This window comes from Arthrobacter sp. NPDC097144, assembly GCF_044762205.1.
Taxonomy (GTDB): Bacteria; Actinomycetota; Actinomycetes; order Actinomycetales; family Micrococcaceae; genus Arthrobacter_B.
On sequence record NZ_JBIWDW010000003.1, the window covers coordinates 204,635 to 227,019 of the forward strand.

A 22,385-nucleotide genomic window follows, 5' to 3' on the forward strand; every position below is an offset into this window, starting at 1 on the left:
CTCTCCTAGCGCGGAAGGGACTGCGCCTCCGTGGACATCAAGGGGCTCAGGGTTGCGGCATGCGCTGCGGCTCCGGCCAGGCCGAGCCCCTCCAGCCAGTTCCCCAGCATCTGATATCCGCCTTCGGTCAGCACTGACTCAGGGTGGAACTGGACACCGGACAGGGGGGCCGCGGAATGCCGGAGGCCCATGATGATTCCGCTCTCCGTCCGCGCGGTGACCTCGAGTTCTGCGGGAATGGTGTCGGCCACCGCTGCAAGCGAGTGGTATCGGGTTGCCGTGACCGGGCTTTCCAGTCCCTGGAACACGTCAGTTCCGCCGTGGTGCACGCAGGAGGTCTTGCCGTGCATCAGTTCCGGTGCGTGGGTCACGGTTCCGCCGTAGGCTTCGGCCAGGGCCTGATGCCCCAGGCAGATTCCCAGCATCGGCTTGTTATTCTCTCCGCACCAGCGGATCAGATCGATGCAAACGCCTGCCTCTGCCGGTGCCCCGGGGCCGGGAGACACCAGTACGCCGTCACGGGCGGCGGCCAGGTCAATCGCCTCCGCCAAGGTGACGTCGTCGTTGCGCACCACGGTGGTTTCAGCGCCAAGCTGCTGAAGGTAGCCCACCAGTGTGTAGACAAAGCTGTCGTAGTTGTCGACCACCAGGATTCGGATACTGCTCATGGTTCTAGGTACCGCCAATCGTGGAATCTGTGAGGGGGCTGAGGAAACTGAATTCGGAAAACCAAGGGAAGACGTAGGTCATCAGCAGGAGCACCACGCCGATGATCAGCGCCAGGGCAATGAAGATGCGGACCCAGAGCGGGCCCGGCAGACTCCTAAAGATCCATCCGTACATTTAGCCTGCACCTTCCGCGTTGTGGGCAACCTGGGCTGCGATTTCGGCCGGCGGGCCGGCAGACAGCGGCTGCCAGGACTCCATCACCGAGTAGGCAATAATCCGTTCCTGTGCCCCGAACCGCGGATTGCAGCTGGTGAGGGTAAGGAAGCGTTCCGTCGGCACAGCTGCCGGCTCGGTTGGCACCGGTGCAATGACATCCACGCGGTCCGGCAGGACTATCTGGTTGTTGCGGTAGACGTAGGTGTAGTAGCCGTCCTTGGTCTGCACATAAATCTTATCCCCGGGCACGAGGGTATGAATGGCGTCCAGGACCTGCCCGTGGGTTTGCCGGTGTCCGGCCAGCGCGAAGTTGCCCACCTCTCCGGGCATGGCCGTGGAGGGATAGTGTCCCAGCCCCAGGGTATCCAGCACGGGAGTTCCCACGCCGCTCGTGACAGGGCGTGAATAGGTCTCTCCGAAGCGGGGGACGTAGACGACGGCGAAGGTCTGGCCTTCAGTTTCGATGGCGGGCAGGACAACGGGGTCCCCGTAATCGGGAGGGCCTGCAGGGGCCTCGGGGGCAGGAGCCACGGGCGCATCAAACTGCTCGAAGAGCTGTCCCACGGCTTGGTCCTGCTTGCGGTTCGCGTCAATGTTGGTCCACCAGAGTTCCCATGCCACGTACAGCACCAGCAGCAGTCCGAGCGTAATGAGCAGCTCGCCGAAGATCTGGACAACCAGCTGGCCGCGGCTGCGCGCGGGCCGGCGCCGTCGTCGGCCCTTGGGGTCTGCGGGCGCAGGGGGTGCCGTTCGGGAGGTAGCCAAGAGGCCCCTTTCTTTATGCAGCCTATGTCTGCGGCTGTTGCTCAGGCGACACGCAGGACTCCCGGCATTCGCTACGATGAGTACAAGGGAAACAGCCAGGTGCGGTGGCAGCCCACAGTCAGGATACAGCCGGGCCAGGGTCCGGCGAGGCACTACTGCACCGCGGCCCCGCCATGACCGTACATGCCGGCGTCTCGAGAGCCGGTTCCTAGGAGGATCCGTGCCTGAATCGAAATCCCGCAAGAAGCCCGCCGCCGCGTCTCCCGCGCCCAAGGCTTCCTCGGCACCAAAGCCCAACCCGGTTTGGTACAAGCCCGTCATGTTCAGCCTGATGATCATCGGTCTGCTGTGGATCATCGTCTTCTACATTTCCCAGGGTGAGTACCCGGTTCCGGCGCTGGGCGCCGGCAACATCCTCGTTGGCTTTGGTGTGGCCATCGTTGGCTTTCTCATGACCACCCGCTGGCGCTGAGGGGAGCTCCCCCACCACCCCCGCTCAGGCACACCCTCTGCGGTGTGCGGAGCCTCCGCTCTCCAGCTGGGTTGTGCACACACTGTGCACAGAGTTATCCACAGGTGTGTGTAACTTTGCGGACCAGCTTTGCAAAAACCCCGGAAACACGGGACCAACAGTTATCCACAGCTGTGGAATTACATGTGTGTAACTTGGTTTAGCCTCTGGATAACCTGTTCACAGCACTCCTGTCATCCTGTGGATAACTCCCGGCGGAAGGAAGACCAGTGGCTCTCCTGAGAACCGGGTGAACTCCGCTCGGGGACGGGCAGAGTCTTCCACCGGCGCGCCTGGACCCCTTAAGCGGCGCCGGTTTCGTCCCGAACCAGCGAGGCGGGCCGGAGACATCAGTTCCCCGGCCCGCCTAGTTATTAACACTGTGGGTATCCCTGTGGATAACACTTGCCGGCTCCGGGTGCCGCTGAAGGCGCGCGGAGCCGGATCAGACCAGCCTCACAGCAGGCCCTTAGCTGCAGCCAGAACTGCGGAAAAGACACACAGGAACACCACAATCGCCGCCAGGCCGGCGAACTGCACCAGCGAACGGTTCTTGCCTCTGGGCGCAAAGACCAGCACGGCTGCACAGGCAACCCCGGTGAGCAGTCCGCCCAGATGGGCCTGCCAGGCGATATTGGGGACAAAAAAGCCCAGCGCAAAGTTGACGGCCAGCAGGATCAGCACCGACCGGACGCTGGCCCGCCGCTGGAGCAGCACCACCAGCAGGGCGCCGAAGAGGCCGAAAATTGCCCCTGACGCCCCAACCACGGGCTGAACGATGGGATTGAGCAGCAGCACGCCCACCGACCCGCCCAGTGCGGAAATCAAGTACAGCAGGGCGAAGCGGAGCCGGCCCAGCTGCGGTTCAAGCCCCTGGCCCAGGAACCACAGGGCATACAAGTTGAAGGCAATGTGAAGTATTCCTCCGGGGGAATGGAGGAAAGCCGACGTCAGCATGCGCCACGGCTCAATACCCGTGTACACCGGCGCGTACCAGAGGGCGCGGGTGAAGGGCGGGTAGAGGAACTGCACCACGAAGAACGCACCGCAGATCACCATCAGGGTGATCGTGACTACGGGCTTTCCGGTGGCCGCCTTTCCGCCGTACGGCGTCCGGTAGGCCGGCGATTTCCGCTGGGTTTCCCGGAAACAGTCCACGCACTGGACTCCCACCGGCGCCGCATGCTGGCATTCCGGGCAGGCTGGCCGGCCGCAGCGCTGGCAGCGGATATAGCTGACCCGGTCGGGGTGGCGCGGACAGACGGGGACCTGTGAGGCCGGAGTTTCAGCAGGCACTCCATATGACATTGCGGTACTCCCAAGAAAATGAGGCCAGATGAACGAAAGGCCCCGGCCGGGTCATCCGGCCGGGGCATCGTCAAGGGGTTTAGAGCTGTTCGACAGTGATGCTGTTGATGACGACGTCCTCGGCCGGCTTGTCACGCATGTCGGTGGCGACGGCGTTCAGCTGGTCCACCAGCGCGCGGGACTCTTCATCGGCAACTTCGCCGAAGATGGTGTGCTTGCCCTGCAGCCAGGTGGTGGGGACGGAGGTGATGAAGAACTGGGATCCGTTGGTTCCCCGGCCCATCTGCACGCCTGCGTTGGCCATGGCCAGCTTGTACGGGGTGGAGAAGTCCAGGTCCGGGTTGATCTCGTCGTCGAACTGGTAACCCGGTCCGCCGGTGCCGCGGCCCAGGGGATCGCCGCCCTGGATCATGAAGTCCTTGATGATGCGGTGGAAGATGGTGCCGTCATACAGCGGCCGGCTGGTCTTCTCTCCCGTTGCCGGGTCGGTCCACTCAATTTCGCCGGTGGCCAGGCCAACAAAGTTCTTTACCGTCTTGGGCGCGTGGTTGCCGAAGAGGTTGACCTTGATGTCGCCCATGGACGTGTGGATGGTCGCAATTGCGGTAGGGATAGCAGTCATACGCTTCATTCTTCCATGGCAGCGCGGCTGGCGGGCGGAATTCGGCAGGTTCAGCGCACAGTGAAAAGTCCGCCCCGCCCAGCCAGTCAATAGCCCGCAGCAGCCAAGTCAACGTAGTGTAAGGATGAACCGTCACTATCCCGGGAGGTAGTTTTGAAGAAGAAGGACCGTATGTCGCGTGACTTTGAAGCCAATGTCACTGCAGGCGTAGAAACGGCACGTGACTGGGCAGCACCGAAGGTGGAGGCCGCACGTGACTGGGCAGTGCCCCGCATCGAAAAGGGCATTGAAACCGCTTCGCCCAAGATCCAGGAAGGCATCAAGCGAGCCGGCGACGGCGTCGCTGCCGGAGTAGCCACGGTTACTCCCCGCATCCAGGAGAGCCTGCAGAAGGTTGGGCCGAAGATCAGCCAGGCGGTGGATGAAGCCGCTCCCCGGATCCAGCACACGCTGGACCGCGCCACTCCGGTGATCACCGGCGCCCGGGACAAGGTCGTGGACGACTACATTCCCACCCTCTCCACCCGTATCGGCGACGCCTCCACCACGGTCACGCGTACGCTCGGCACCGCTTCCGTTCCGGTCCAGACGGCTGTTGCCAAGGCCACCGGTAACAAGAAGGCTCTGAAGAAGGCACAGAAGGCAGCCGCCCAGGCCGCCAAGGAAGCCCGCAAGAACCAGAAGGGCGGCGGCAAAGGCTGGCTGATCTTCGGCATCCTTGCAGCAGCCGTTGCCGCAGGTGTTGCCGCGTGGCGCGCTTCGCGTCCGGTTGAGGACCCCTGGAAGACCCCGGCGCCGGCGAAGCCCGAAACCATCAAGGTTCCGGAGCCGAAGCCCGCTTCGGCCCAGCCGGCTGCATCTGCGCCTGCTGCCCCTGCCGCACCCAAGGCAGCTGCAACCGCTCCCGCCGCCTCCACGCCTGAGACTCCGGCCGCCAAGGCTGCCTCCAACGGCAAGGAATCCGTCCAGGAATCCAAGGACACCGTGGCCAGCATCAAGGAAGCCGCTGAGCGCGCAGCAGCACGTTCCGGCGAAAAGGCTGCCGAAGCCGCCAAGCACAGCAAGGAAGCCGCTTCCAAGGCCTCCGATGCTGCCAAGACGTCAGGCACCGCCAAGAAGTCCGGCGCACACGCTGACAAGTCAACGGAAAAGTCCGCCGACTAACAGCCCTGCACCAAAGCAACACAGGCAACACTAAGGAAGGCCCCCGCTTTTGCGGGGGCCTTCCTTAGTGCATTGGAGCGGAGCGCTAGGCTTCGACGTCCCCGCCCAGGGCTGGCGGTGCCGGCGGCAAGGCCTCGGTCTTGACGGCACGGCGTCCCTGGCCGGTGACGACGACGGCGAGTCCAGCCAGGATCAGTGCCAGTCCGCCGTAGGTGCCGGCCGGCAGCTGCTCCTGCAGAAAAACAGCGGCCAGGATTGCCGCCCCGGGGATTTCCAACAGAATGATCATGGAGACCACCAGCGGCGAAATGACGGCCAGCAGGTGATTGAAGACGCTGTGGCCCAGCAGCTGGGCCACCACTGTAACTCCCAGTATTCCCAGCCAGGCGGCGGGCTCGAAGGACACCACCGGCTGGCGGAAAACGGCACACAGAAGCAGCAGGATCACTGCGCAGAGCCCGTAGCACAGGGAGGTATAGGTTCCGGTGCTCAGGGTGGCCCGGGCCTTGCCTCCGGCGATCGTGTAGAGCCCGGCCAGTGCACCGCCGGCCACCGCAAGCAGATCCCCGAGCAGGGCTTCGCGGGAAAGGGCAAGGTCGAATCCAGTGATGACGACGACGCCGACCAGCGCCGCCCCCAGCCCCGCCAGCACGCGGGGCGCCACCGGGATGCCGCGGAACAGGTTGAAGAGGGCTATCCACCCTGCCTGAAGGCATACCAGTGCTGTTGCGGCGGCCACCGAGGTGAGTTTCAAGGCCGTGATGAAGCAGGCAAAGTGCAGGGCAAGGGCTATGGAGGCGATCAGGATCCATTTCCGCTCGGCCCGGGTCAGCCGGGAGAATCCGCGGGGATTGCGCAGCACAGCCGGAGCGCCCATCACCACGGCTCCCAGGGCGTTGCGCCAGAACGCAATGGCCAGGGCCGGGGCGGCGGTTGCCGCCATGATGGGGCCGGATGCTGAAACACCAAGAACGCCGATCACGGCGAGGAAAACGGTCACCAGAGCAACAATAGAGGACCTGCGGGGCACCGGCTGCCACTCCTCCGGAGGACGCTGCGGAGGGCGGTTCCGGGATTGTGCCCGGGTCGGTTAACGCAGAAAGTCCCGGTCAGTGACCGGGACTTTCTTTCGGTGGAGGCACGGGGACTCGAACCCCGAACCCCCTGCTTGCAAAGCAGGTGCGCTACCAATTGCGCCATGCCCCCGAATGTGAACTCATCCAGTATAACCCACCCTGACCTGCGGTGGAACCAGACTAATTCGAAAGGAAATCATTCAACCTGATCAGTTGAAGACTTCCAAACGGATTTCTCCGCGGCAGTTTCCTGCCATTTTTTTAGCGCAAAGATTCCTGCGACTGCCGCTGCAGCTACTGCCAGCAACTTTTTCACAGTGCCTCCTTGCTTGGTGGCGCATCACTTTTCAGTGATGTTCCGTGGGCGCACCAGGACTTGAACCTGGGACCTCTTCGTTATCAGCGAAGCGCTCTAACCGCCTGAGCTATGCGCCCCGATACCTTCTCGGGCCGAGATAAAACTTTACCCCACCTCTGCCGGGATCCCAAATCGGAATCCAAATTTCTGTCCGGCCGGCTCTTTTTGAGGGCAGCGGCCGGACAAAAATCGGAAAATAATCCGCTTTTTAGTCGTCCGTCAGCGTCACGCCGATGCCGCCCACCAGGGTGGAGGCAATGTTGTAAAGCACGGAGGCGAGCATGGACAGGGCGGTCAGGAGCAGGACGTTGACCACGGCGATGATGGTCGCGAAGGAGACCACCTGTCCCAGGGATGCGAACTCCCGCAGGTCAAAGCCGCCGGATTCGCTGCCGGCGATCTCACCAAGGATGGTGTTCACCCGGTCAAAGATGCCGGTCAGGTCCAGCACAGTCCAGAGCACAATCGCGGCAACCACGGTCACCACGCCCAGTGCGACGGACAGGAGGAAGGACATTTTGAGCACCGACCACGGGTCAATCTTGCTGACCAGGAGGCGGGCCTTGCGTGCCTTGGCTTTAGGAGCGGGCTTTACGAGCGGCTGCCGGTTCGCAGGGGCGCCCTGACCACTTCCGGGGCGCTGGGCAGGACGTGCGGGTGTCTTCACCCGGGGTCCTGTGCTCGACGCCGACCTGGGATTTGAGTTGGTCGAGCTCACTCGTTACCTCCATCGTCTGTCGGCTGTGCATCCTGCTCAGCCGTTGTGTCTGTAGCCAACGGTACTTCATCGGCACTGGTGCCTACAGACGCTCCGTCCGCGGCCTGGCTGCCGTCGCCGGCATCTGGAACAGGCGTCCCGGCAGCTTCGTCGTCGTCGGTCTCATCGATGCCCAAATCACGCTCGGAGTTGCGGGCAACAGCGATGATCCGGTCGTTCTTGTCAGGCTTGGCGAAGATAACACCCATGGTGTCGCGGCCCTTGGCGGGAACCCCCGCCACAGAGGAACGGACAACCTTGCCGCCCTGCATGACCACCAGGACTTCATCTTCGTCCCGGACAATCATGGCACCGACCAGGTGTCCGCGGTCCTCGGCGAGCTTGGCCACCTTGATGCCCAGTCCGCCGCGGCCCTGGACGCGGTATTCGTCCACCGCGGTGCGCTTGGCATAGCCGCCCTCGGTGACAATGAACACGTAGGAGTCCTCCGTGACCACGTCGGCGGCCAGCAGCTCATCGTCCTCGCGGAACTTCATGCCGGTCACACCGGATGTGGCGCGGCCCATGGGGCGCAGCGCATCATCGGTGGCGGTGAAGCGCAGCGACTGGCCCTTGCGGGAGACCAGCATCAGGTCATCGGTTTCGGAAACCAGCTGGGCTGAAACCAGCTCGTCGCCGTCGCGCAGGTTGATGGCGATGACGCCGGCGGACCGGTTGGTGTCGTAATCTTCCAGGCGGGTCTTCTTCACCAGTCCCCGCTTGGTGGCGAGCACCAGGTACGGAGCGGCGTCGTAGCCGGGCAGGTCCAGGACCTGGGCAATGTGCTCATCCGGCTGGAAGGCCAGCAGGTTGGCCACGTGCTGGCCCTTGGCGTCCCGTCCGGCTTCGGCCAGTTCGTAGGCCTTGGCGCGGTAAACCCGGCCCAGGTTGGTGAAGAACAGCAGCCAGTGGTGGGTGGTGGTGACGAAGAAGTGCTCGACGACGTCGTCGCCGCGCAGCTGCGCCCCCTTGATTCCCTTGCCGCCCCGGGCCTGCTGACGGTAATTGTCGCTGCGGGTGCGCTTGACGTAGCCCCCGCGGGTGATGGTGACAACCATTTCCTCTTCGGGGATCAGGTCTTCCATGCTCATGTCGCCGTCGTAGCCCATCACGATGTGGGTCCGGCGGTCATCGCCGTACTTGTCCGCGATTTCGTGCAGTTCTTCGCTGACGATCTGCCGCTGGCGGGCTTCCGAGGCCAGGATGGAGTTGTACTCGGCAATCTCGAGCTGCAGCTTGGCGTGCTGGTCCTGGATCTTCTGGCGTTCCAAGGCAGCCAGTCGGCGCAGCTGCATGTCCAGGATGGCCTGGGCCTGCAGTTCGTCGATGTCCAGCAGGCCCATAAGGCCGTTGCGGGCCTCCTCGACCGTGGTGGAGCGGCGGATCAGCGCAATGACGTCGTCCAGGGCGTCCAGGGCCTTGAGCAGGCCGATGAGGATGTGCGCCACTTCTTCGGCCTTGCGCAGCCGGTAACGGGTGCGGCGGACAATAACTTCCAACTGGTGGGTGACCCAGTGGCGGATGAACGCGTCCAAGCTCAGGGTCCGCGGCACACCGTCTACGATCGCCAGCATGTTGGCGCCGAAGTTTTCCTGCAGCTGCGTGTGCTTGTAGAGGTTGTTCAGCACCACCTTGGCCACGGCGTCGCGCTTGAGCACGATCACCAGGCGCTGGCCGGTGCGGCCCGAGGTCTCGTCGCGCATGTCGGCGATGCCGGAGACCTTGCCGTCCTTGACCAGCTCGGCGATCTTGATGGCCAGGTTGTCCGGGTTGGCCTGGTAGGGCAGCTCGGTAACCACCAGGCAGGTGCGGCCCTGGAGTTCCTCCACATTGACAACGGCGCGCATGGTGATGGAGCCGCGGCCGGTGCGGTAGGCGTCTTCGATGCCCTTGTGTCCCAGGATGGTGGCGCCCGTGGGGAAGTCCGGGCCCTTGATGCGGCGGATCAGTTCCTCAAGCAGGACGTCGTTGGGTGCCTCGGGGTTTTCCAGGTACCACTGGACACCGTCGGCCACCTCGCGCAGGTTGTGAGGGGGAATGTTGGTGGCCATGCCCACGGCGATGCCGGAGGAACCATTAACCAGGAGGTTCGGGAAGCGCGCGGGCAGGATGGTGGGTTCCTGGTTGCGGCCGTCATAGTTGTCCATGAAATCGACGGTTTCCTCGTCGATGTCACGGACCATTTCCATGGCCAGCGGGGCCATCTTGGTTTCGGTGTACCGCGGTGCGGCTGCGCCGTCGTTGCCCGGGGAACCGAAGTTACCCTGGCCCAGGGCCAGCGGGTAGCGCATGGTCCAGTCCTGAATCAGGCGGACGAGGGCGTCGTAGATGGCCGAGTCGCCGTGCGGGTGGTACTGGCCCATGACTTCGCCGACCACGCGGGCGCACTTGTTGAACGAGCGCTCCGGGCGGTAACCGCCGTCGAACATGGCGTACAAGACACGGCGGTGGACGGGTTTCAGGCCGTCACGCACATCCGGGAGGGCACGCCCGACGATGACCGCCATGGCGTAGTCCAGGTAGGACCGCTGCATTTCTGTCTGCAGATCGATCTGTTCAACCCGGTCTGAGAGGGTCTCTTCACTCATTGGTTGTTCCGTTCTTCAAAAGCTCTGTGAATCCGCGGGCGCAGGGGTGGCGTGGTCCTAGATGTCCAGGAAGCGCACATCCTTGGCGTTCTGCTGGATGAAGTTGCGGCGGGATTCAACGTCCTCGCCCATCAGGACGGAGAAAATCTGGTCCACGGAGGCGGCGTCATCCATGGTGACCTGCTGCAGCGTGCGGTGGGCGGGATCCATGGTGGTGTCCCAGAGCTCGGTGTAGTCCATCTCACCCAGACCCTTGTAGCGCTGGATTCCGTTGTCCTTGGGCAGGCGCTGGTTGTTGGCCAGGCCGCGGGCCACCACTTCGTCGCGTTCGCGGTCGCTGTAGACGTAATCGTGGGCGTGGTTGGACCACTTGATCCGGTACAGCGGCGGCATGGCCAAGTAGACATAGCCGCTTTCGATGAGCGGGCGCATGTAGCGGAAGAGCAGCGTCAGCAGCAGCGTGGTGATGTGCTGGCCGTCCACGTCTGCATCGGCCATCAGCACGATCTTGTGATAGCGGGCCTTCTCCACATCGAAGTCCTCGCCGATGCCCGCTCCGAAGGCGGTGATCATGGACTGGACTTCGGCGTTGCCCAGCGCACGGTCAAGGCGGGCACGCTCCACATTCAGGATCTTGCCGCGCAGCGGCAGGATGGCCTGGGTCTCCGGGTTGCGGCCGCGGACGGCGGAACCGCCTGCGGAGTCACCCTCCACAATGTAGATTTCCGACTTGGACGGGTCCTTGGAGGAGCAGTCCTTGAGCTTGCCGGGCATTCCGCCGGATTCCAGCAGGCCCTTGCGGCGGGTGGATTCGCGGGCCTTGCGGGCCGCGAGGCGGGCCTGCGAAGCCTGGATGGACTTGCGGATGACGTCGCGTGCGGGGCCGGGGTTGCGCTCCAGCCAGTCGCCCAGCTGGTCGGTGACCACGCGCTGGACAAAGCCCTTGACCTCGGAGTTGCCGAGCTTGGTCTTGGTCTGGCCCTCAAACTGGGGTTCGGCCAGCTTCACGGAAATGACCGCGGTCAGGCCTTCGCGGATGTCATCACCGGTGAGGTTGTCATCCTTTTCCTTGATGATGTTCTTCTCGCGGGCGTACCGGTTGATCAGCGACGTCATGGCGGCACGGAAACCCTCTTCGTGGGTACCGCCCTCATGGGTGTTGATCGTGTTGGCGTAGGTGTGGACGCTCTCCGAGTAGGCAGTGGTCCACTGCAGGGCCATTTCCACGGCCATCTTCTTGTCATTGTCTTCGGTTTCGAAGGCGATGACGTCGTCGTGGATGGCTTCGTACTTCTTGGACGAGTTCAGGTACTTGACGTAGTCCAGCAGCCCGTCCTTGTACATGTAATCCACGACGCGGTGCTTGGGGCCGGTTTCGGTTCCCTCTTCGGAGGGGGACTCCGCGATTTCCTCGGCTTCTTCTTCAACGGTCCGCTCATCGGTCAGGATGATGCGCAGGCCCTTGTTCAGGAAGGCCATTTGCTGGAAGCGGGCCCGCAGTGTTTCAAAATCGAATTCGGTGGTTTCGAAGATTTCCGGATCGGGGTAGAACGTCTGGGTGGTGCCGGTTTCTTCGGTCGGCTCGCCCTTGCGCAGTCCGCCCACGGGATGTCCGCCGTTGGCGAAGGACTGGTTCCAGACAAAACCCTGCCGGCGGATCTCTGTTTCCACGCGGGCTGAGAGGGCGTTCACCACGGAGATACCCACACCGTGCAGGCCGCCGGACACCGCGTAACCGCCGCCGCCGAACTTTCCGCCGGCGTGCAGGATGGTCATGACCACCTGGACGGTGGGCATGTTTTCGGTGGGATGCATATCCACCGGAATGCCTCGGCCGTTGTCCTGGACACGGACGCCGCCGTCGGCCTGAAGCGTAATGTCGATGCGGTCGCAATAACCGGCCAGGGCTTCATCCACGGAGTTGTCCACAACCTCGTAAACCAGGTGGTGCAGACCGCGGGGCCCGGTGGAACCGATGTACATGCCCGGACGCTTCCGAACCGCTTCCAGTCCTTCGAGCACGGTAATTTCGTTTGCACCGTACTCGTGTTCCGTGGCCTGTTCAGCCTCGCCCTGGTTCTTCGGCGTTACCTCAGCGTTGTCCATCTCATTGTCGTTAGCCACAGGTGCTGTCGACTCCTCAGTGTGTTGGTCAGTTTTGGCGCCGCTCCCCAGAACAGGCGTCTCAACTTCCAATTCTACCGTGTTACGGGGTCAATCCGTCCCAAAACACCCCCTAAGCGGCCACTAAAGCAGGTTTTGAGCCCACTCCAGCCCCGTGTCTAAGTCCGGATATGACCGGAGGGGTCCCAGAGCCGCTGAACGGCGCTGGGCCAGTGCAGCCGCAGGCACCGGATTCTGCCGCGGATCAGTGATTTCCTACCCGTAGGTGTCGCGCGGACCGCGCCCCTTGACACTGCGCAGACCTTTGCGCCAGTTAGGCGCCGCCGGACCGATGACCTCGATCTTCGTGACGACGCCGGCGCCAAGTTCAGCGTCAAAGCGGCTGATGAGGGAAGTGCGCAGCAGCCGCAGCTGCGTGGCCCACGCCGTGGAATCGCAGCGCACCTGAACAGTGGTGTCCGAGAAAGACTCCGGTTTGCAGTGCGCGCTGACCTCGGGACCCACCAGTTCTTCCCAGCGGGAGATGACGGAGCCCACCGCCACCGGAGAATTCCAGCCGCGTTCGCTGACAAACCGGTTGAAGACCTTGCCCACGCCCTGCGGGTCACGTCCGGTGTACTCCCCGGGGACAAACGGCAAAGCCGCTTTTCGCTGCCCGGCCTTGCGCCGGCTCGGGGAAATCCGTGAGTTCCCCCGGGCCTGCGCGGCCTGGCGCATCCGGTTCAGCTGCGCCTGGGCGGCATCCTGGCGGATTTCTTCCGGCTCGCCGGATTCCCGTTTGTCAGAGGGCGGGAACACTGATGCCTCCGGGAACCACCGTGATCAATTCCCCGGCCAGGGCTTCCGGAATATCTCCGGCCACTGCCGCGGTGACCAGCACCTGCTCTGCCCCGGAAACGATTCCGGCGAGGCGCTTGCGGCGCTGGACGTCGAGCTCGGCAAACACGTCGTCCAGGATGAGGATGGGTCCGGCGCCCGGACTGTCGTCATCACTGAGGAGCAAATAGTACGTACCGAGGCGCAGCGCCAGGGCAAAGGACCATGTTTCGCCGTGGGAAGCGTAGCCCTTGGCCGGAGCCTGTCCCAAAACCAGCTCCAGATCATCCCGGTGCGGCCCCACCAAAGAGACGCCGCGTTCAATTTCACGGCGGCGGTTGACGGCAAACGCGGCCATGAACCGCTCTGCCAGTTCCGGTTCGGAGAGTCCGTACAGCTCTTCGGGGTCCGCATCGCCGACGACGGCGCCGTCGTCGTTCACTGCGCCCTGCAGCGTTGAGCGGTAGACGGCCCGGGCCGCCTTGCTGCCGTCCGTCAGGTCCTGATAGGCGCTTTGCATGTGGGGCTGCAGCCGCTGGAGCGCCTCAAGCCGGGCGGCAAGGAGGCTGGCACCGGCCGCCGCCATGTGCTGGTCCCAAACCTCAAGCGTGGCTTCATGGGACGAGGTGAACCGTCCGGCAGCACGGGCTGATTTCAGGAGCGCATTGCGCTGTTTCAGGACACGCTCATAGTCGCTGCGGGTAGCTGCATGCCGGGGAACCAGGGAAACAATCAGGTCGTCAATGAACCGGCGCCGGCTGGAAGGGTCCCCCTTGACGAGGGAAAGGTCCTCGGGAGCAAACAGAACGGTGCGGCACATGCCCAGAATGTCGCGGGCCCGCACGGGGTTTGCCCGGTTGATCCGGGCCCGGTTGGACCGTCCGGGATTGAGTTCCAATTCGATGCTGGTGCGCTGGGTTCCCCGCACCAGCCTGGCCCGGACCAGGGCCTGCTCAGCGTCAAAGGAGACCAGGGGTGCGTCGGTGCTGACGCGGTGGGAGGACAGGGAGGCCAGATAGCCGATCGCTTCGACAATATTGGTTTTGCCGGTCCCGTTGGGTCCTACAAAGACGGTTACCCCCGGCTTCAACTCCAGGTCCAGCTGGGCATAGCTGCGAAATCCGGTCAGGGAAAGGTAATCAATGTACAAGCCCGTCCACCTTTGTCCTGCCCTTCGCGTGCCTCGTGCGCTGTGCGTTTTCCTGTGCTTCCACCCTACTGCTGCGAACTACTCCGGGCTGCCGGTTCCGTCCACGGCCGCCGGCGGAGCGGCGGTGGCCGCCGGCACCGGCGGAACGCCGCTGGCCGCGGGCCGGACATCGTGCCCGCCAAACTGGTTCCGCAGCGCGGCCACCATCTTCATGGCCGGGGAATCGTCCTGCCGGGAAACGAACCTGGCGTAAAGCGCCGCAGTAATGACCGGAGCGGGAATTCCGCTGGCCACGGCTTCCTGGACCGTCCACCGGCCCTCGCCTGAATCCTCCGCGTATCCGGCGATACGGCTCAATTCCGGATCTTCGTCGAGGGCATTGACCATCAGGTCCAACAGCCAGGACCGAATAACCGTGCCGTCCTGCCAGGCCCGCATGATTCCGGGCACATTGGTGATGATGTCCTTGCCGCTGAGCAGCTCATAGCCCTCGGCGTAGGCCTGCATGAGGCCGTACTCAATTCCGTTATGGATCATCTTGGCGTAGTGGCCGGCACCCACCCCGCCGGCGTGGACAAAGCTGCGCTCCCGGTCACCTTCCGGACGCAGCGCGTCCAGGACAGGCATCGCCAGGGCAACGTCCTCATCGGCGCCGCCTGCCATCAGCCCGTAGCCGTTCTCCTGGCCCCAGACTCCGCCGGAAACGCCGCAGTCCATGAAGCGGATCCCCTTCAAAGCGAGTTTTTCCGCGTTGCGGATATCGGCGTCGTACCGGGAGTTGCCGCCGTCGATCACCAGATCGCCCCGGGACAGCACTTCGGTCAGCTCGCTGATTACCGCGTCGGTGACGTCGCCGGAGGGAACCATGACCCACACCACCCGGGGCGAGGGCAGGTCCGCCGCCAGTTCCGTCAGCGACATGACGTCGCTGGTGACCGGATTCCGGTCGAAGCCGGTGACGTCAATGCCGTTGCGGCGCAGGCGTTCGCGCATGTGAAAACCCATTTTGCCGAGTCCAATGAGGCCTATGTGCATGGCAGGTTCCTCTTTCTGTTCTCCGCGGCCGGGCTTCCGCGCCGCGCCCTACTGGTTGGGCAACCGGACCGGCATCAGCAGGTAACGGTAGTCTTCACGGTCATCGCCGGTGAGCTCTTCCTGAGCCGAAATTACAGCTGGCTTCGGCGGAGTCGTAAACGAAAAACGCACGTATTTGCTCGGGAAGGCGCCCAGGCCCTCACTGAGGTAGTGCGGGTTGAAGGCCACGGTGATGTCGTCGCCGATCAGGGATGCCTCCAGCGCCTCGGACGCCTGTGCGTCTTCGCCGGTACCGGCGTCAAGGGTGACCTGGCCGTCAGTGAAGGCAAGACGGACCGGAGTATTTCGCTCCGCCACCAGGGAGACGCGGCGCACCGCTTCCACCAGCGCGCTGGTTTCCACCGTTGCGTGGATGGGTGTGCTGTCCGGGAACAGGGAACGGATCTTGGGGTAATCCCCGTCCACCAGCAGCGAGGTGGTGCGGCGGCCGCCGCTCTCAAAGCCAATCAGCTCGCTGTCATCCGAGAAGGCAATGTTCAGGTCCCCGGCACCGCCGAGGGTCTTGGCTACTTCGTTGAGCGTTTTGGCCTTCACCAGCGCGCTGGTGGAGATTCCCGGCGTCGACGGCTTCCAGGAGAGTTCGCGCAGGGCAAGGCGGTAGCGGTCGGTGGCCAGAAAGGTGATGAGATCGTCTTCGATCTCCATCCGGACTCCGGTAAGGATGGGCAGGGTGTCATCCCGGCTGGCAGCGATGATGACCTGGGACACTGCCTGGGCAAAAGCATCGCCGTCGACGACGCCGCTGACCTCGGGCAGTGCCGGAAGTTCCGGATACTCGGCCACGGGCATGGTGGCCAGATTGAAGCGGCTGTTGCGGCAGGTCAGGGTGACCTTGGAACCGTCGGTCTCAACTTCCACCGGTGCAGAAGGCAGGCTGCGGCAGATTTCGGCCAGCAGACGGCCGGAAACCAGAATGGTGCCTTCTTCAGCAATGTCGGCTGCGATCTGGAGCCGCGCCGAGATCTCGTAATCGAAGCTGGCGATGCTCAGTGATCCGCTCTCCGCCTTGATCAGCAGGCCCGACAGAACCGGAACCGGAGGACGGGGCGAGAGGGAACGCGCTGTCCATGTAACCGCTTCGGCCAGGACATCCCGCTCAACTCTGAACTTCACAGCAGGGTGCCGCCTTTCACAACGTACTTTTCAGTACAACTGAATCTTCATGACAAGTGAGGGAGCATCGCCGGCGCTGCGGCGCCGCAGCTGCGCCGCATTCGGACACCGTCCTGGGGACGGGCCGCGAAGGACAACAATACTCTGTGCCAGCTTAGCGCCCGACCCGCCGTCGATGCACGGCGCAGCAGGTATCCCCGGCAGGTCCCTGCCGATCCTCGAAAAGACATCCGATGTTTTCTCCGAGGTCTTGGCGTGCTTGGTCCGGAAAGGTCAGATGTTATTTGGTGGAACCGAATTTCTTAAGGTTCGTAGTGTTAATAACTCCTGTGGATACTGTGGATAACCTAGCCGATCGCGGCGTCATGGCTTGTTTTGCCTGTGGATAACCTGTGGGTTCGCGCTGCAGCGTCCGGTATGGGTTGTGGGGAACTTTTCGGGAGTTCCGCGTATCCACAGGGAAGCACCGCTAATGGAGAGTTATCCACCGGGTTATCCACACCCTTGTCCACAAATGTTAATTTCGAGCCCCTGCGGGGCTCTGAATCCCCGCCACGGCGGGGATTATGCTTCCCTCTGCTGCTGCTTGATTCGGTTGGTCAGCTCGGTTACCTGGTTGTAGATGGCCCGCCGTTCAGCCATCAGTTCCCGGATTTTGCGGTCCGCGTGGATCACCGTGGTGTGATCGCGTCCGCCCAGCTCCTGGCCGATCTTTGGCAGGGACATGTCCGTGAGCTCCCGGCACAGGTACATGGCGATCTGCCGCGCAGTTACCAGGGTCCGGGTGCGGGACTTGGAACACAGCTCCTCCAGGCTGATCTGGAAGTAGGCAGCGGTCTGGCCCAGGATGGACGCCGCAGTAATTTCCTGGGCACCGTCGTCCGTGATGAGGTCCTTGAGGACAATTTCAGCCAGTCCCACGTCCACCTGCTGGCGGTTCAGGCTGGCGAAGGCGGTCACGCGGATCAGGGCGCCTTCGAGTTCGCGGATGTTGGTAGAGATTTTGGAAGCAATGTATTCCAGGACATCGTCGGGTGCGCTCAGGCTGTCCCCGATGGCTTTTTTGCGGAGAATCGCAATGCGCGTCTCAAGTTCCGGCGGCTGCACATCCGTCAGCAGGCCCCATTCGAAGCGTGAACGCATGCGTTCCTCAAACCCGGACAGCTGCTTGGGAGGCAGGTCCGAGGTGATGACCACCTGCTTGTTGTGGTTGTGCAGGGCGTTGAAGGTATGGAAAAACTCCTCCTGCGTCGCATCCTTGTTGGCCAGGAACTGGATGTCATCGATGAGCAGGATGTCCACGTTGCGGTACAGCTGCTTGAAGCTTGCACCCTCGTCATAGCGGATGGAGTTGATGAAGTCGTTGGTGAACTCTTCGGAATTGACGTACCGGACCCGGATGCCGGTGTACAGGTGGCGGGCATAGTGACCGATGGCGTGCAGGAGGTGGGTCTTGCCCAGTCCGGAGTCGCCGTAGATGAAGAGGGGGTTGTAGGCCTTGGCCGGCGCCTCGGCAACGGCCACGGCAGCTGCGTGCGCAAAGCGGTTGGATGAACCGATAACGAAGGTCTCGAAGACATATTTGGGGTTCAGCCGGCCGAACTCCTGCGAAGTGCTTGGCGGAGTAGGAGAGGGCGCGCCGCTTTCGCCGCTGGGGACGGGGCTGGGAGCAGGCTGCTCCGACTCGGGCTCCGGATCGGCCTTCACCGCCGGCAGCATGTCGGCGTCAATAACGAAGGCGCACTGGATGTCGGCCTGGAAAACCCCGCGCAGGACCTCGTCCAAGATGTGCTTGAGCTGGGTCTGTAGGACTTCACGGGTGAGCTCGTTGGGTACAGCCACCAGAAGAGTGGTTCCAATCAGGCCCTGAGCCTGGGCCAAAACCACGAATCCGCGCTGCCTGGGAGAGACGCGGTCGTCCGTCTCGAGGGTCCGAATGACCTTGCGCCAGGAACTTCCAACGTCGTTGATTTCGTCCGTGCCCACAAAAACCTCTCGTGATCGCCCTCAGCGGTCTCAGAAAACTTGGAAGCCCGAGCGGGTTTCCGGCGGTTCATCCACAGACTTATACACAGTTGGTGGATAAAACGCCCGAGGCCTAGCCTAAGGGATGAATTACGCCCGTGGTAGCTGGATTCCGGCTGTGGACAGGCTCTGGGACAGGGCTCACACCCCCTTGTGGGCGGGTATGCTGGGATGAGTTGTCCACAGGTGTGGATAGAACTGTATGAACAGGGCTGTGCCGGCAGACCGGTGTTCCGGTTTGACTGACGCCGGTCCTGCCCCTAACGTGGAGTAGTCCTTTGTGTCTGCTATCTGCACTCATTCATGCCCATCAGGGTTCTGGGAATCAGGGTCCAGGTCCGGGTTGAGAGCAGTCAGACACATGAAATAAGCGCCGCTTGTTCTTCCCCCTTGTCGTAGCAAGCCAGCGCAACTCAGATTGTCTTGGAGTAACTACCGTGAGCAAGCGGACTTTTCAGCCGAATAACCGCCGTCGTGCCAAGAAGCACGGCTTCCGCCTTCGCATGCGTACCCGTGCAGGCCGTGGGATCCTTTCCGCACGCCGCGCCAAGGGCCGTACCGAACTGTCGGCATAAATAGCCTCAAGTTTGTCGATGCTGCCCACCCGCAGCTCCGCTTCCGATTCCAGGTGGTCTGAATGTTGGCCGTAGGGAACCGGGTGCGGACGTCGACGGATTTTTCTCATACTGTACGTTCCGGTGCCCGAAGTGGGCGCCGGAACGTAGTTCTATATGCGGTGAAATCGGGACAGCACCCTACCCGCGTAGGCTTCATCGTCGCGAAAAGCGTCGGGAACGCAGTGACACGCAACCTCGTTAAGAGAAGACTGAGGGAAGCAGCTGCTCAAAGCCTGCGTGACTATCCCACCGGCTTCGATATTGTTGTCCGCGCGCTGCCGCCGGCGGCAACGGCGTCGTGGGAGGATCTCCGCACCGACTACATGAGCGCGCTCCGCACTTGTGCGGGCAAGCTCGACCGTAATTGAACGCTTAGCCAGAAGGGGTGATCTGCTGATGAGCCGCTCCGGGAACAAACCGGCACGCGCTGTTCAGACGATTGCCAATTGGGTGTGGAATCTACCCCGCTATGTGCTGATCGGGCTGCTGATCGCCTATCGAAAAACCATCTCGCCTCTGTACGGGCCGGTGTGCAGGTTCTTCCCTTCCTGTTCCGCCTATGCGCTTGAAGCCGTCACCGTGCACGGTGCCGTGCGCGGCACCTGGCTCGCTGCCCGTCGGCTGATTCGCTGCCACCCGTGGAACGACGGCGGGGTGGACCACGTCCCCCATGGAGACAGGATTTGGGACCATAATCAGGTTCCGAGGATTATTGTGCTGAATCACCCCGTGATTCCAGCCGACGAAGACAGCCGCGAAGCGGCTTAGGAGAGTAAATGGGTTTCTTCGGAACGATACTGTTCCCTTTCAAATGGGTAGTGTCATGGATCATGTGGATCTTCCACGAGGGATTTGTGTTCCTCGGGATGGACGCCGCATCGGGCTGGACCTGGACGCTGTCCATCATCGGCCTCGTGATCGTTATCCGTGCCGCCCTGATTCCTGTTTTCGTCAAGCAGATCAAGGCCCAGCGCGGCATGCAGTCGCTGCAGCCGGACCTGAAGAAGCTCCAGCAGAAGTACAAGGGCAAGACTGACCAGCTCTCCCGTCAGGCGATGACGCAGGAACAGATGGCCCTGTACAAGAAGCACGGGACCAACCCGTTCGCAGCCTGCCTGCCGATGCTGATCCAGATGCCGTTCTTCTTCGCCCTGTTCCAGGTGCTCAGCGGCGTGGCCAAGGCCAGCGACGACGGTGTTCACATCGGTGCGCTGTCCGCCGACGCGATCCAGCAGTTCGACGCCGCCACCATCCTTGGTGCCCCGCTGTCCTCCTCGCTGCTGCACGGCGGCAGCGGCGGCGGCCAGACCGCCGTCGTCATCCTGTCGATCATCATGATCATTGCCATGACTGCCTCTCAGTTCATTACGCAGAAGCAGATCATGTCCAAGAACATGTCCGAAGAGGCCCTCGCGAGCCCCTTCATGAAGCAGCAGAAGATGATGCTTTACATCCTGCCGCTCGTCTTCGGCATCGGTGGCATCAACTTCCCGATCGGTGTGCTCATCTACTGGACCACCACCAACCTGTGGACCATGGGCCAGCAGTTCTTCGTGATCCGCCGGATGCCCACCCCCGGCTCCCCCGCTGCCAAGGCCATGGCTGAACGCCGCGCCAAGAAGGGTCTCCCCATGGTGCCCCTGCTCGGCGAAAAGAAGTCAGAGGCCGTTGAGCCCGCTCCGGTGGCAACCAAGGTCCAGCGTCAGCAGCCCCAAAGGAAGAACAGGAAGAAGCGATGACCACTGAGCCCGTGGCGGAGTTCCCGGAAACCGATGCCGATTCCGCGGAAGCGGATTCTTCGGTTGTTGAAAACGCTGAATCCCCACGCCCCGGGCGCCTGGAAGAAGAGGGCGACGTCGCTGCGGACTACCTTGAGGAACTGCTGGACATTGCCGATATCGACGGCGATATCGACATAGAGGTCCGCAACGGCCGCACCTACATTTCGGTGGTGGCCGAAGAGGGTGACGCCACCGGCCTGCAGAACCTCGTGGGCAGGGACGGCGAGGTCCTGGAGGCCCTGCAGGAACTGACTCGGCTCTCCGTGCTGACGGCGACTGACAGCCGCTCCCGGCTGGTTCTGGACATCACCGGATACCGCCGGGAGCGCAGTGCCGAACTTCAGGTCATTGCCGAGAAGGCCGTTGCCGAGGCAAGGGAGAGCGGCCAGGAGATCGCGCTGGGTCCGATGAGCGCCTACGAACGAAAAATCGTGCATGACGCCGTGGCCGACCTCGGACTTGCCAGCGAGTCCGAGGGCGAAGGGGCCGCACGCCACATTGTGGTGTCCCTGCCCGCTTCCTAGGCCCATCTAACGCTCGAACACTGCACCGCAGACAAGGAAATACCACGTGGTTGAAACAACGCCCGCAGAACGCATTGCGGCGGAAAAAATCTTCGGCTCCCGGCTGGACCTGGCTGAACGCTACGTCGAGCACCTGGCCACTTCGGGTATGGAACGGGGCCTGCTGGGGCCGCGTGAAGTGCCCCGGCTGTGGAGCCGGCATGTTTTGAACTGCGCCGTCGTCGCGGACCTGATCGCTGCCAAGGCTCGGGTCGCCGATGTGGGAAGCGGTGCGGGCCTTCCCGGCCTCTGCCTGGCGATTGCCCGCCCGGACCTTTCCCTGACTCTGATTGAACCGCTGGAACGCCGGGTCATCTGGCTCAACGAGGTGGTTGAGGATCTCGGCCTGGAGAATGTGACAGTTCTCCGCGGCAGGGCTGAGCAGGTTGTCAAGGAAGTGGAGGCCGACGTCGTAACGGCCCGCGCCGTGTCCGCCCTGTCCACGCTGGCGGGCCTCACCATTCCCCTCCTGAAGGGAAAAGGCGAAGTGCTGGCCATCAAAGGCCGCAGCGCCGAGGAAGAAATCCAAAAGGCCGCAAAGGCTATCCGCAAGCTCGGCGGCCGGGAGACCTCCATTGTGACCGCGGGTGATGGTCTTCTTGAGGAACACACCACCGTGGTCCGCATTCTCGTAGGCTAAAGGCCGCCGCACTTTCTTGGGCACACACCGGGTCCGATCCGGGATATTGGCCGGGCACCGGATAGGCTGGATGCACTAATGCCTATGTTTGGAAAGTGAGCATGTCCAGGTGAGTGCGCGCCGCGATTCCGGAGCCAAACGGATTCCACCCTTTGCAGCATTGGGTTCTGCCCTCTCCGCACAGTTCTCTCGAACGCAACCACAGTTGTTTGCAGAAAACGGAGAGCCGGGGTCTGCTTCTGCCAGAGATACCGTTTCATCCGAAGCTGCGGCAGCTGCACCCGAAGAACGTGCCGTCGAGGTCTCTGATTCAGAGTTGGTCTTTGACAACACCGAGGCTGCGCTGCCCGCCGACGCGACAGAGACGGTTTCACGTGAAACATCGGCCGATGTTGTACCCCTGCAAACCCCGGCCCAATCAGCCGTG

23 protein-coding genes and 2 tRNA genes are annotated in these 22,385 nt (G+C 62.8%); 8 read left to right on the top strand and 17 right to left on the bottom strand.

Going from position 1 to position 22,385, the window contains the following annotated elements:
• Positions 1–5 precede the first annotated feature (5 nt).
• From ACIQXM_RS07970 to ACIQXM_RS07980, 3 genes are read right to left on the bottom strand one after another with little or no spacing between them, the layout of a single operon-like run.
• The gene (locus ACIQXM_RS07970; RefSeq protein WP_400930130.1) at positions 6–668 is read right to left on the bottom strand and encodes an aminodeoxychorismate/anthranilate synthase component II; all 663 of its coding nucleotides are present in this window, start codon (positions 666–668) and stop codon (positions 6–8) included.
• A gap of 4 nt (positions 669–672) precedes the next feature.
• On the bottom strand, positions 673–843 hold the full coding sequence (locus ACIQXM_RS07975) for a hypothetical protein (protein ID WP_400930133.1): 171 nt from the start codon (positions 841–843) through the stop codon (positions 673–675).
• Positions 844–1,650 carry a class E sortase gene (locus ACIQXM_RS07980; protein ID WP_400930136.1) on the bottom strand — a complete coding sequence of 269 codons (807 nt, stop codon included), beginning with the start codon at positions 1,648–1,650 and terminating at the stop codon, positions 844–846.
• A gap of 220 nt (positions 1,651–1,870) precedes the next feature.
• Between ACIQXM_RS07980 and ACIQXM_RS07985 the strand changes: the two genes are divergently transcribed.
• The gene (locus tag ACIQXM_RS07985; RefSeq protein ID WP_400930139.1) at positions 1,871–2,122 is read left to right on the top strand and encodes a cell division protein CrgA; all 252 of its coding nucleotides are present in this window, start codon (positions 1,871–1,873) and stop codon (positions 2,120–2,122) included.
• A gap of 495 nt (positions 2,123–2,617) precedes the next feature.
• Here ACIQXM_RS07985 and ACIQXM_RS07990 read toward each other — a convergent pair whose 3' ends face one another.
• The gene (locus tag ACIQXM_RS07990) at positions 2,618–3,319 is read right to left on the bottom strand and encodes a rhomboid family intramembrane serine protease (protein WP_400930142.1); all 702 of its coding nucleotides are present in this window, start codon (positions 3,317–3,319) and stop codon (positions 2,618–2,620) included.
• A 229-nt stretch (positions 3,320–3,548) separates the two neighbouring features.
• Positions 3,549–4,091, bottom strand: a complete 543-nt coding sequence (locus tag ACIQXM_RS07995; RefSeq protein WP_400930145.1) for a peptidylprolyl isomerase — start codon at positions 4,089–4,091, stop codon at positions 3,549–3,551.
• Positions 4,092–4,262: 171 nt separating this feature from the next.
• Between ACIQXM_RS07995 and ACIQXM_RS08000 the strand changes: the two genes are divergently transcribed.
• Complete coding sequence (locus tag ACIQXM_RS08000) at positions 4,263–5,255, top strand: hypothetical protein (protein ID WP_400930148.1); 993 nt, start codon at positions 4,263–4,265, stop codon at positions 5,253–5,255.
• Between the two features lie 85 nt (positions 5,256–5,340).
• On the opposite strand, the gene ACIQXM_RS08005 is transcribed toward ACIQXM_RS08000, so the two are convergent.
• The 12 genes from ACIQXM_RS08005 to dnaA form a co-directional block, all read right to left on the bottom strand.
• Entirely contained in the window at positions 5,341–6,255 is a 915-nt protein-coding gene (locus tag ACIQXM_RS08005) for a DMT family transporter (protein WP_400930922.1), read from the bottom strand.
• Between the two features lie 133 nt (positions 6,256–6,388).
• Positions 6,389–6,461: transfer RNA gene (locus ACIQXM_RS08010), tRNA-Ala, on the bottom strand.
• A 66-nt stretch (positions 6,462–6,527) separates the two neighbouring features.
• Positions 6,528–6,647: a DLW-39 family protein gene (locus ACIQXM_RS08015; protein WP_400930151.1), complete on the bottom strand. Its 120-nt coding sequence runs from the start codon at positions 6,645–6,647 to the stop codon at positions 6,528–6,530.
• 45 nt (positions 6,648–6,692) lie between these two features.
• Positions 6,693–6,766 (bottom strand) — tRNA-Ile (locus ACIQXM_RS08020).
• A 131-nt stretch (positions 6,767–6,897) separates the two neighbouring features.
• The gene (locus ACIQXM_RS08025) at positions 6,898–7,407 is read right to left on the bottom strand and encodes a DUF3566 domain-containing protein (RefSeq protein ID WP_400930153.1); all 510 of its coding nucleotides are present in this window, start codon (positions 7,405–7,407) and stop codon (positions 6,898–6,900) included.
• Complete coding sequence (gene gyrA, locus ACIQXM_RS08030; protein ID WP_400930156.1) at positions 7,404–10,034, bottom strand: DNA gyrase subunit A; 2,631 nt, start codon at positions 10,032–10,034, stop codon at positions 7,404–7,406. Before gyrA ends, ACIQXM_RS08025 begins: the two co-directional genes overlap by 4 nt.
• A 57-nt stretch (positions 10,035–10,091) precedes the next feature.
• Complete coding sequence (gene gyrB / locus ACIQXM_RS08035) at positions 10,092–12,140, bottom strand: DNA topoisomerase (ATP-hydrolyzing) subunit B (RefSeq protein ID WP_400930924.1); 2,049 nt, start codon at positions 12,138–12,140, stop codon at positions 10,092–10,094.
• Positions 12,141–12,413: 273 nt separating this feature from the next.
• Positions 12,414–12,956 carry a DUF721 domain-containing protein gene (locus ACIQXM_RS08040; protein WP_400930158.1) on the bottom strand — a complete coding sequence of 181 codons (543 nt, stop codon included), beginning with the start codon at positions 12,954–12,956 and terminating at the stop codon, positions 12,414–12,416.
• Positions 12,940–14,124, bottom strand: coding sequence for a DNA replication/repair protein RecF (gene recF, locus ACIQXM_RS08045; RefSeq protein WP_400930161.1), 1,185 nt, complete (start codon positions 14,122–14,124; stop codon positions 12,940–12,942). The genes ACIQXM_RS08040 and recF overlap by 17 nt, the downstream gene beginning before the upstream one ends.
• 78 nt (positions 14,125–14,202) lie before the next feature.
• Complete coding sequence (gene gnd, locus ACIQXM_RS08050) at positions 14,203–15,159, bottom strand: phosphogluconate dehydrogenase (NAD(+)-dependent, decarboxylating) (RefSeq protein ID WP_400930164.1); 957 nt, start codon at positions 15,157–15,159, stop codon at positions 14,203–14,205.
• A gap of 48 nt (positions 15,160–15,207) precedes the next feature.
• A complete protein-coding gene (gene dnaN / locus ACIQXM_RS08055) occupies positions 15,208–16,332 on the bottom strand; it encodes a DNA polymerase III subunit beta (RefSeq protein WP_400930167.1) in 1,125 nt (374 codons plus the stop codon).
• A gap of 564 nt (positions 16,333–16,896) precedes the next feature.
• The gene (gene dnaA, locus ACIQXM_RS08060; protein WP_400930170.1) at positions 16,897–18,318 is read right to left on the bottom strand and encodes a chromosomal replication initiator protein DnaA; all 1,422 of its coding nucleotides are present in this window, start codon (positions 18,316–18,318) and stop codon (positions 16,897–16,899) included.
• A 476-nt stretch (positions 18,319–18,794) separates the two neighbouring features.
• Between dnaA and rpmH the strand changes: the two genes are divergently transcribed.
• The 6 genes from rpmH to rsmG all read left to right on the top strand — a co-directional run bounded on the left by rpmH (position 18,795) and on the right by rsmG (position 21,958).
• The gene (rpmH, locus tag ACIQXM_RS08065; RefSeq protein WP_056010217.1) at positions 18,795–18,932 is read left to right on the top strand and encodes a 50S ribosomal protein L34; all 138 of its coding nucleotides are present in this window, start codon (positions 18,795–18,797) and stop codon (positions 18,930–18,932) included.
• A gap of 62 nt (positions 18,933–18,994) precedes the next feature.
• On the top strand, positions 18,995–19,342 hold the full coding sequence (gene rnpA / locus ACIQXM_RS08070) for a ribonuclease P protein component (protein WP_400930175.1): 348 nt from the start codon (positions 18,995–18,997) through the stop codon (positions 19,340–19,342).
• Between the two features lie 28 nt (positions 19,343–19,370).
• Positions 19,371–19,742 carry a membrane protein insertion efficiency factor YidD gene (yidD, locus tag ACIQXM_RS08075; RefSeq protein ID WP_400930178.1) on the top strand — a complete coding sequence of 124 codons (372 nt, stop codon included), beginning with the start codon at positions 19,371–19,373 and terminating at the stop codon, positions 19,740–19,742.
• Between the two features lie 8 nt (positions 19,743–19,750).
• Positions 19,751–20,713 (top strand): membrane protein insertase YidC, encoded by a 963-nt coding sequence (gene yidC, locus ACIQXM_RS08080; protein WP_400930181.1) that lies wholly within the window; start codon positions 19,751–19,753, stop codon positions 20,711–20,713.
• Entirely contained in the window at positions 20,710–21,279 is a 570-nt protein-coding gene (locus ACIQXM_RS08085) for a protein jag (protein ID WP_400930184.1), read from the top strand. Before yidC ends, ACIQXM_RS08085 begins: the two co-directional genes overlap by 4 nt.
• Before the next feature lie 46 nt (positions 21,280–21,325).
• Entirely contained in the window at positions 21,326–21,958 is a 633-nt protein-coding gene (gene rsmG / locus ACIQXM_RS08090; RefSeq protein ID WP_400930187.1) for a 16S rRNA (guanine(527)-N(7))-methyltransferase RsmG, read from the top strand.
• The last annotated feature ends 427 nt before the right edge of the window (positions 21,959–22,385 follow it).

What these genes read in the sequence shown, in the direction of transcription:
- ACIQXM_RS07970 (WP_400930130.1), bottom strand. Translation starts at nt 668, where the DNA reads ATGAGCAGTATCCGAATCCTGGTGGTCGACAACTACGACAGCTTTGTC.
- ACIQXM_RS07975 (WP_400930133.1), bottom strand. Translation starts at nt 843, where the DNA reads ATGTACGGATGGATCTTTAGGAGTCTGCCGGGCCCGCTCTGGGTCCGC.
- ACIQXM_RS07995 (WP_400930145.1), bottom strand. Translation starts at nt 4,091, where the DNA reads ATGACTGCTATCCCTACCGCAATTGCGACCATCCACACGTCCATGGGC.
- ACIQXM_RS08000 (WP_400930148.1), top strand. Translation starts at nt 4,263, where the DNA reads ATGTCGCGTGACTTTGAAGCCAATGTCACTGCAGGCGTAGAAACGGCA.
- gyrA (WP_400930156.1), bottom strand. Translation starts at nt 10,034, where the DNA reads ATGAGTGAAGAGACCCTCTCAGACCGGGTTGAACAGATCGATCTGCAG.
- gyrB (WP_400930924.1), bottom strand. Translation starts at nt 12,140, where the DNA reads ATGGACAACGCTGAGGTAACGCCGAAGAACCAGGGCGAGGCTGAACAG.
- gnd (WP_400930164.1), bottom strand. Translation starts at nt 15,159, where the DNA reads ATGCACATAGGCCTCATTGGACTCGGCAAAATGGGTTTTCACATGCGC.
- rnpA (WP_400930175.1), top strand. Translation starts at nt 18,995, where the DNA reads ATGTTGGCCGTAGGGAACCGGGTGCGGACGTCGACGGATTTTTCTCAT.
- yidD (WP_400930178.1), top strand. Translation starts at nt 19,371, where the DNA reads ATGAGCCGCTCCGGGAACAAACCGGCACGCGCTGTTCAGACGATTGCC.
- yidC (WP_400930181.1), top strand. Translation starts at nt 19,751, where the DNA reads ATGGGTTTCTTCGGAACGATACTGTTCCCTTTCAAATGGGTAGTGTCA.
- ACIQXM_RS08085 (WP_400930184.1), top strand. Translation starts at nt 20,710, where the DNA reads ATGACCACTGAGCCCGTGGCGGAGTTCCCGGAAACCGATGCCGATTCC.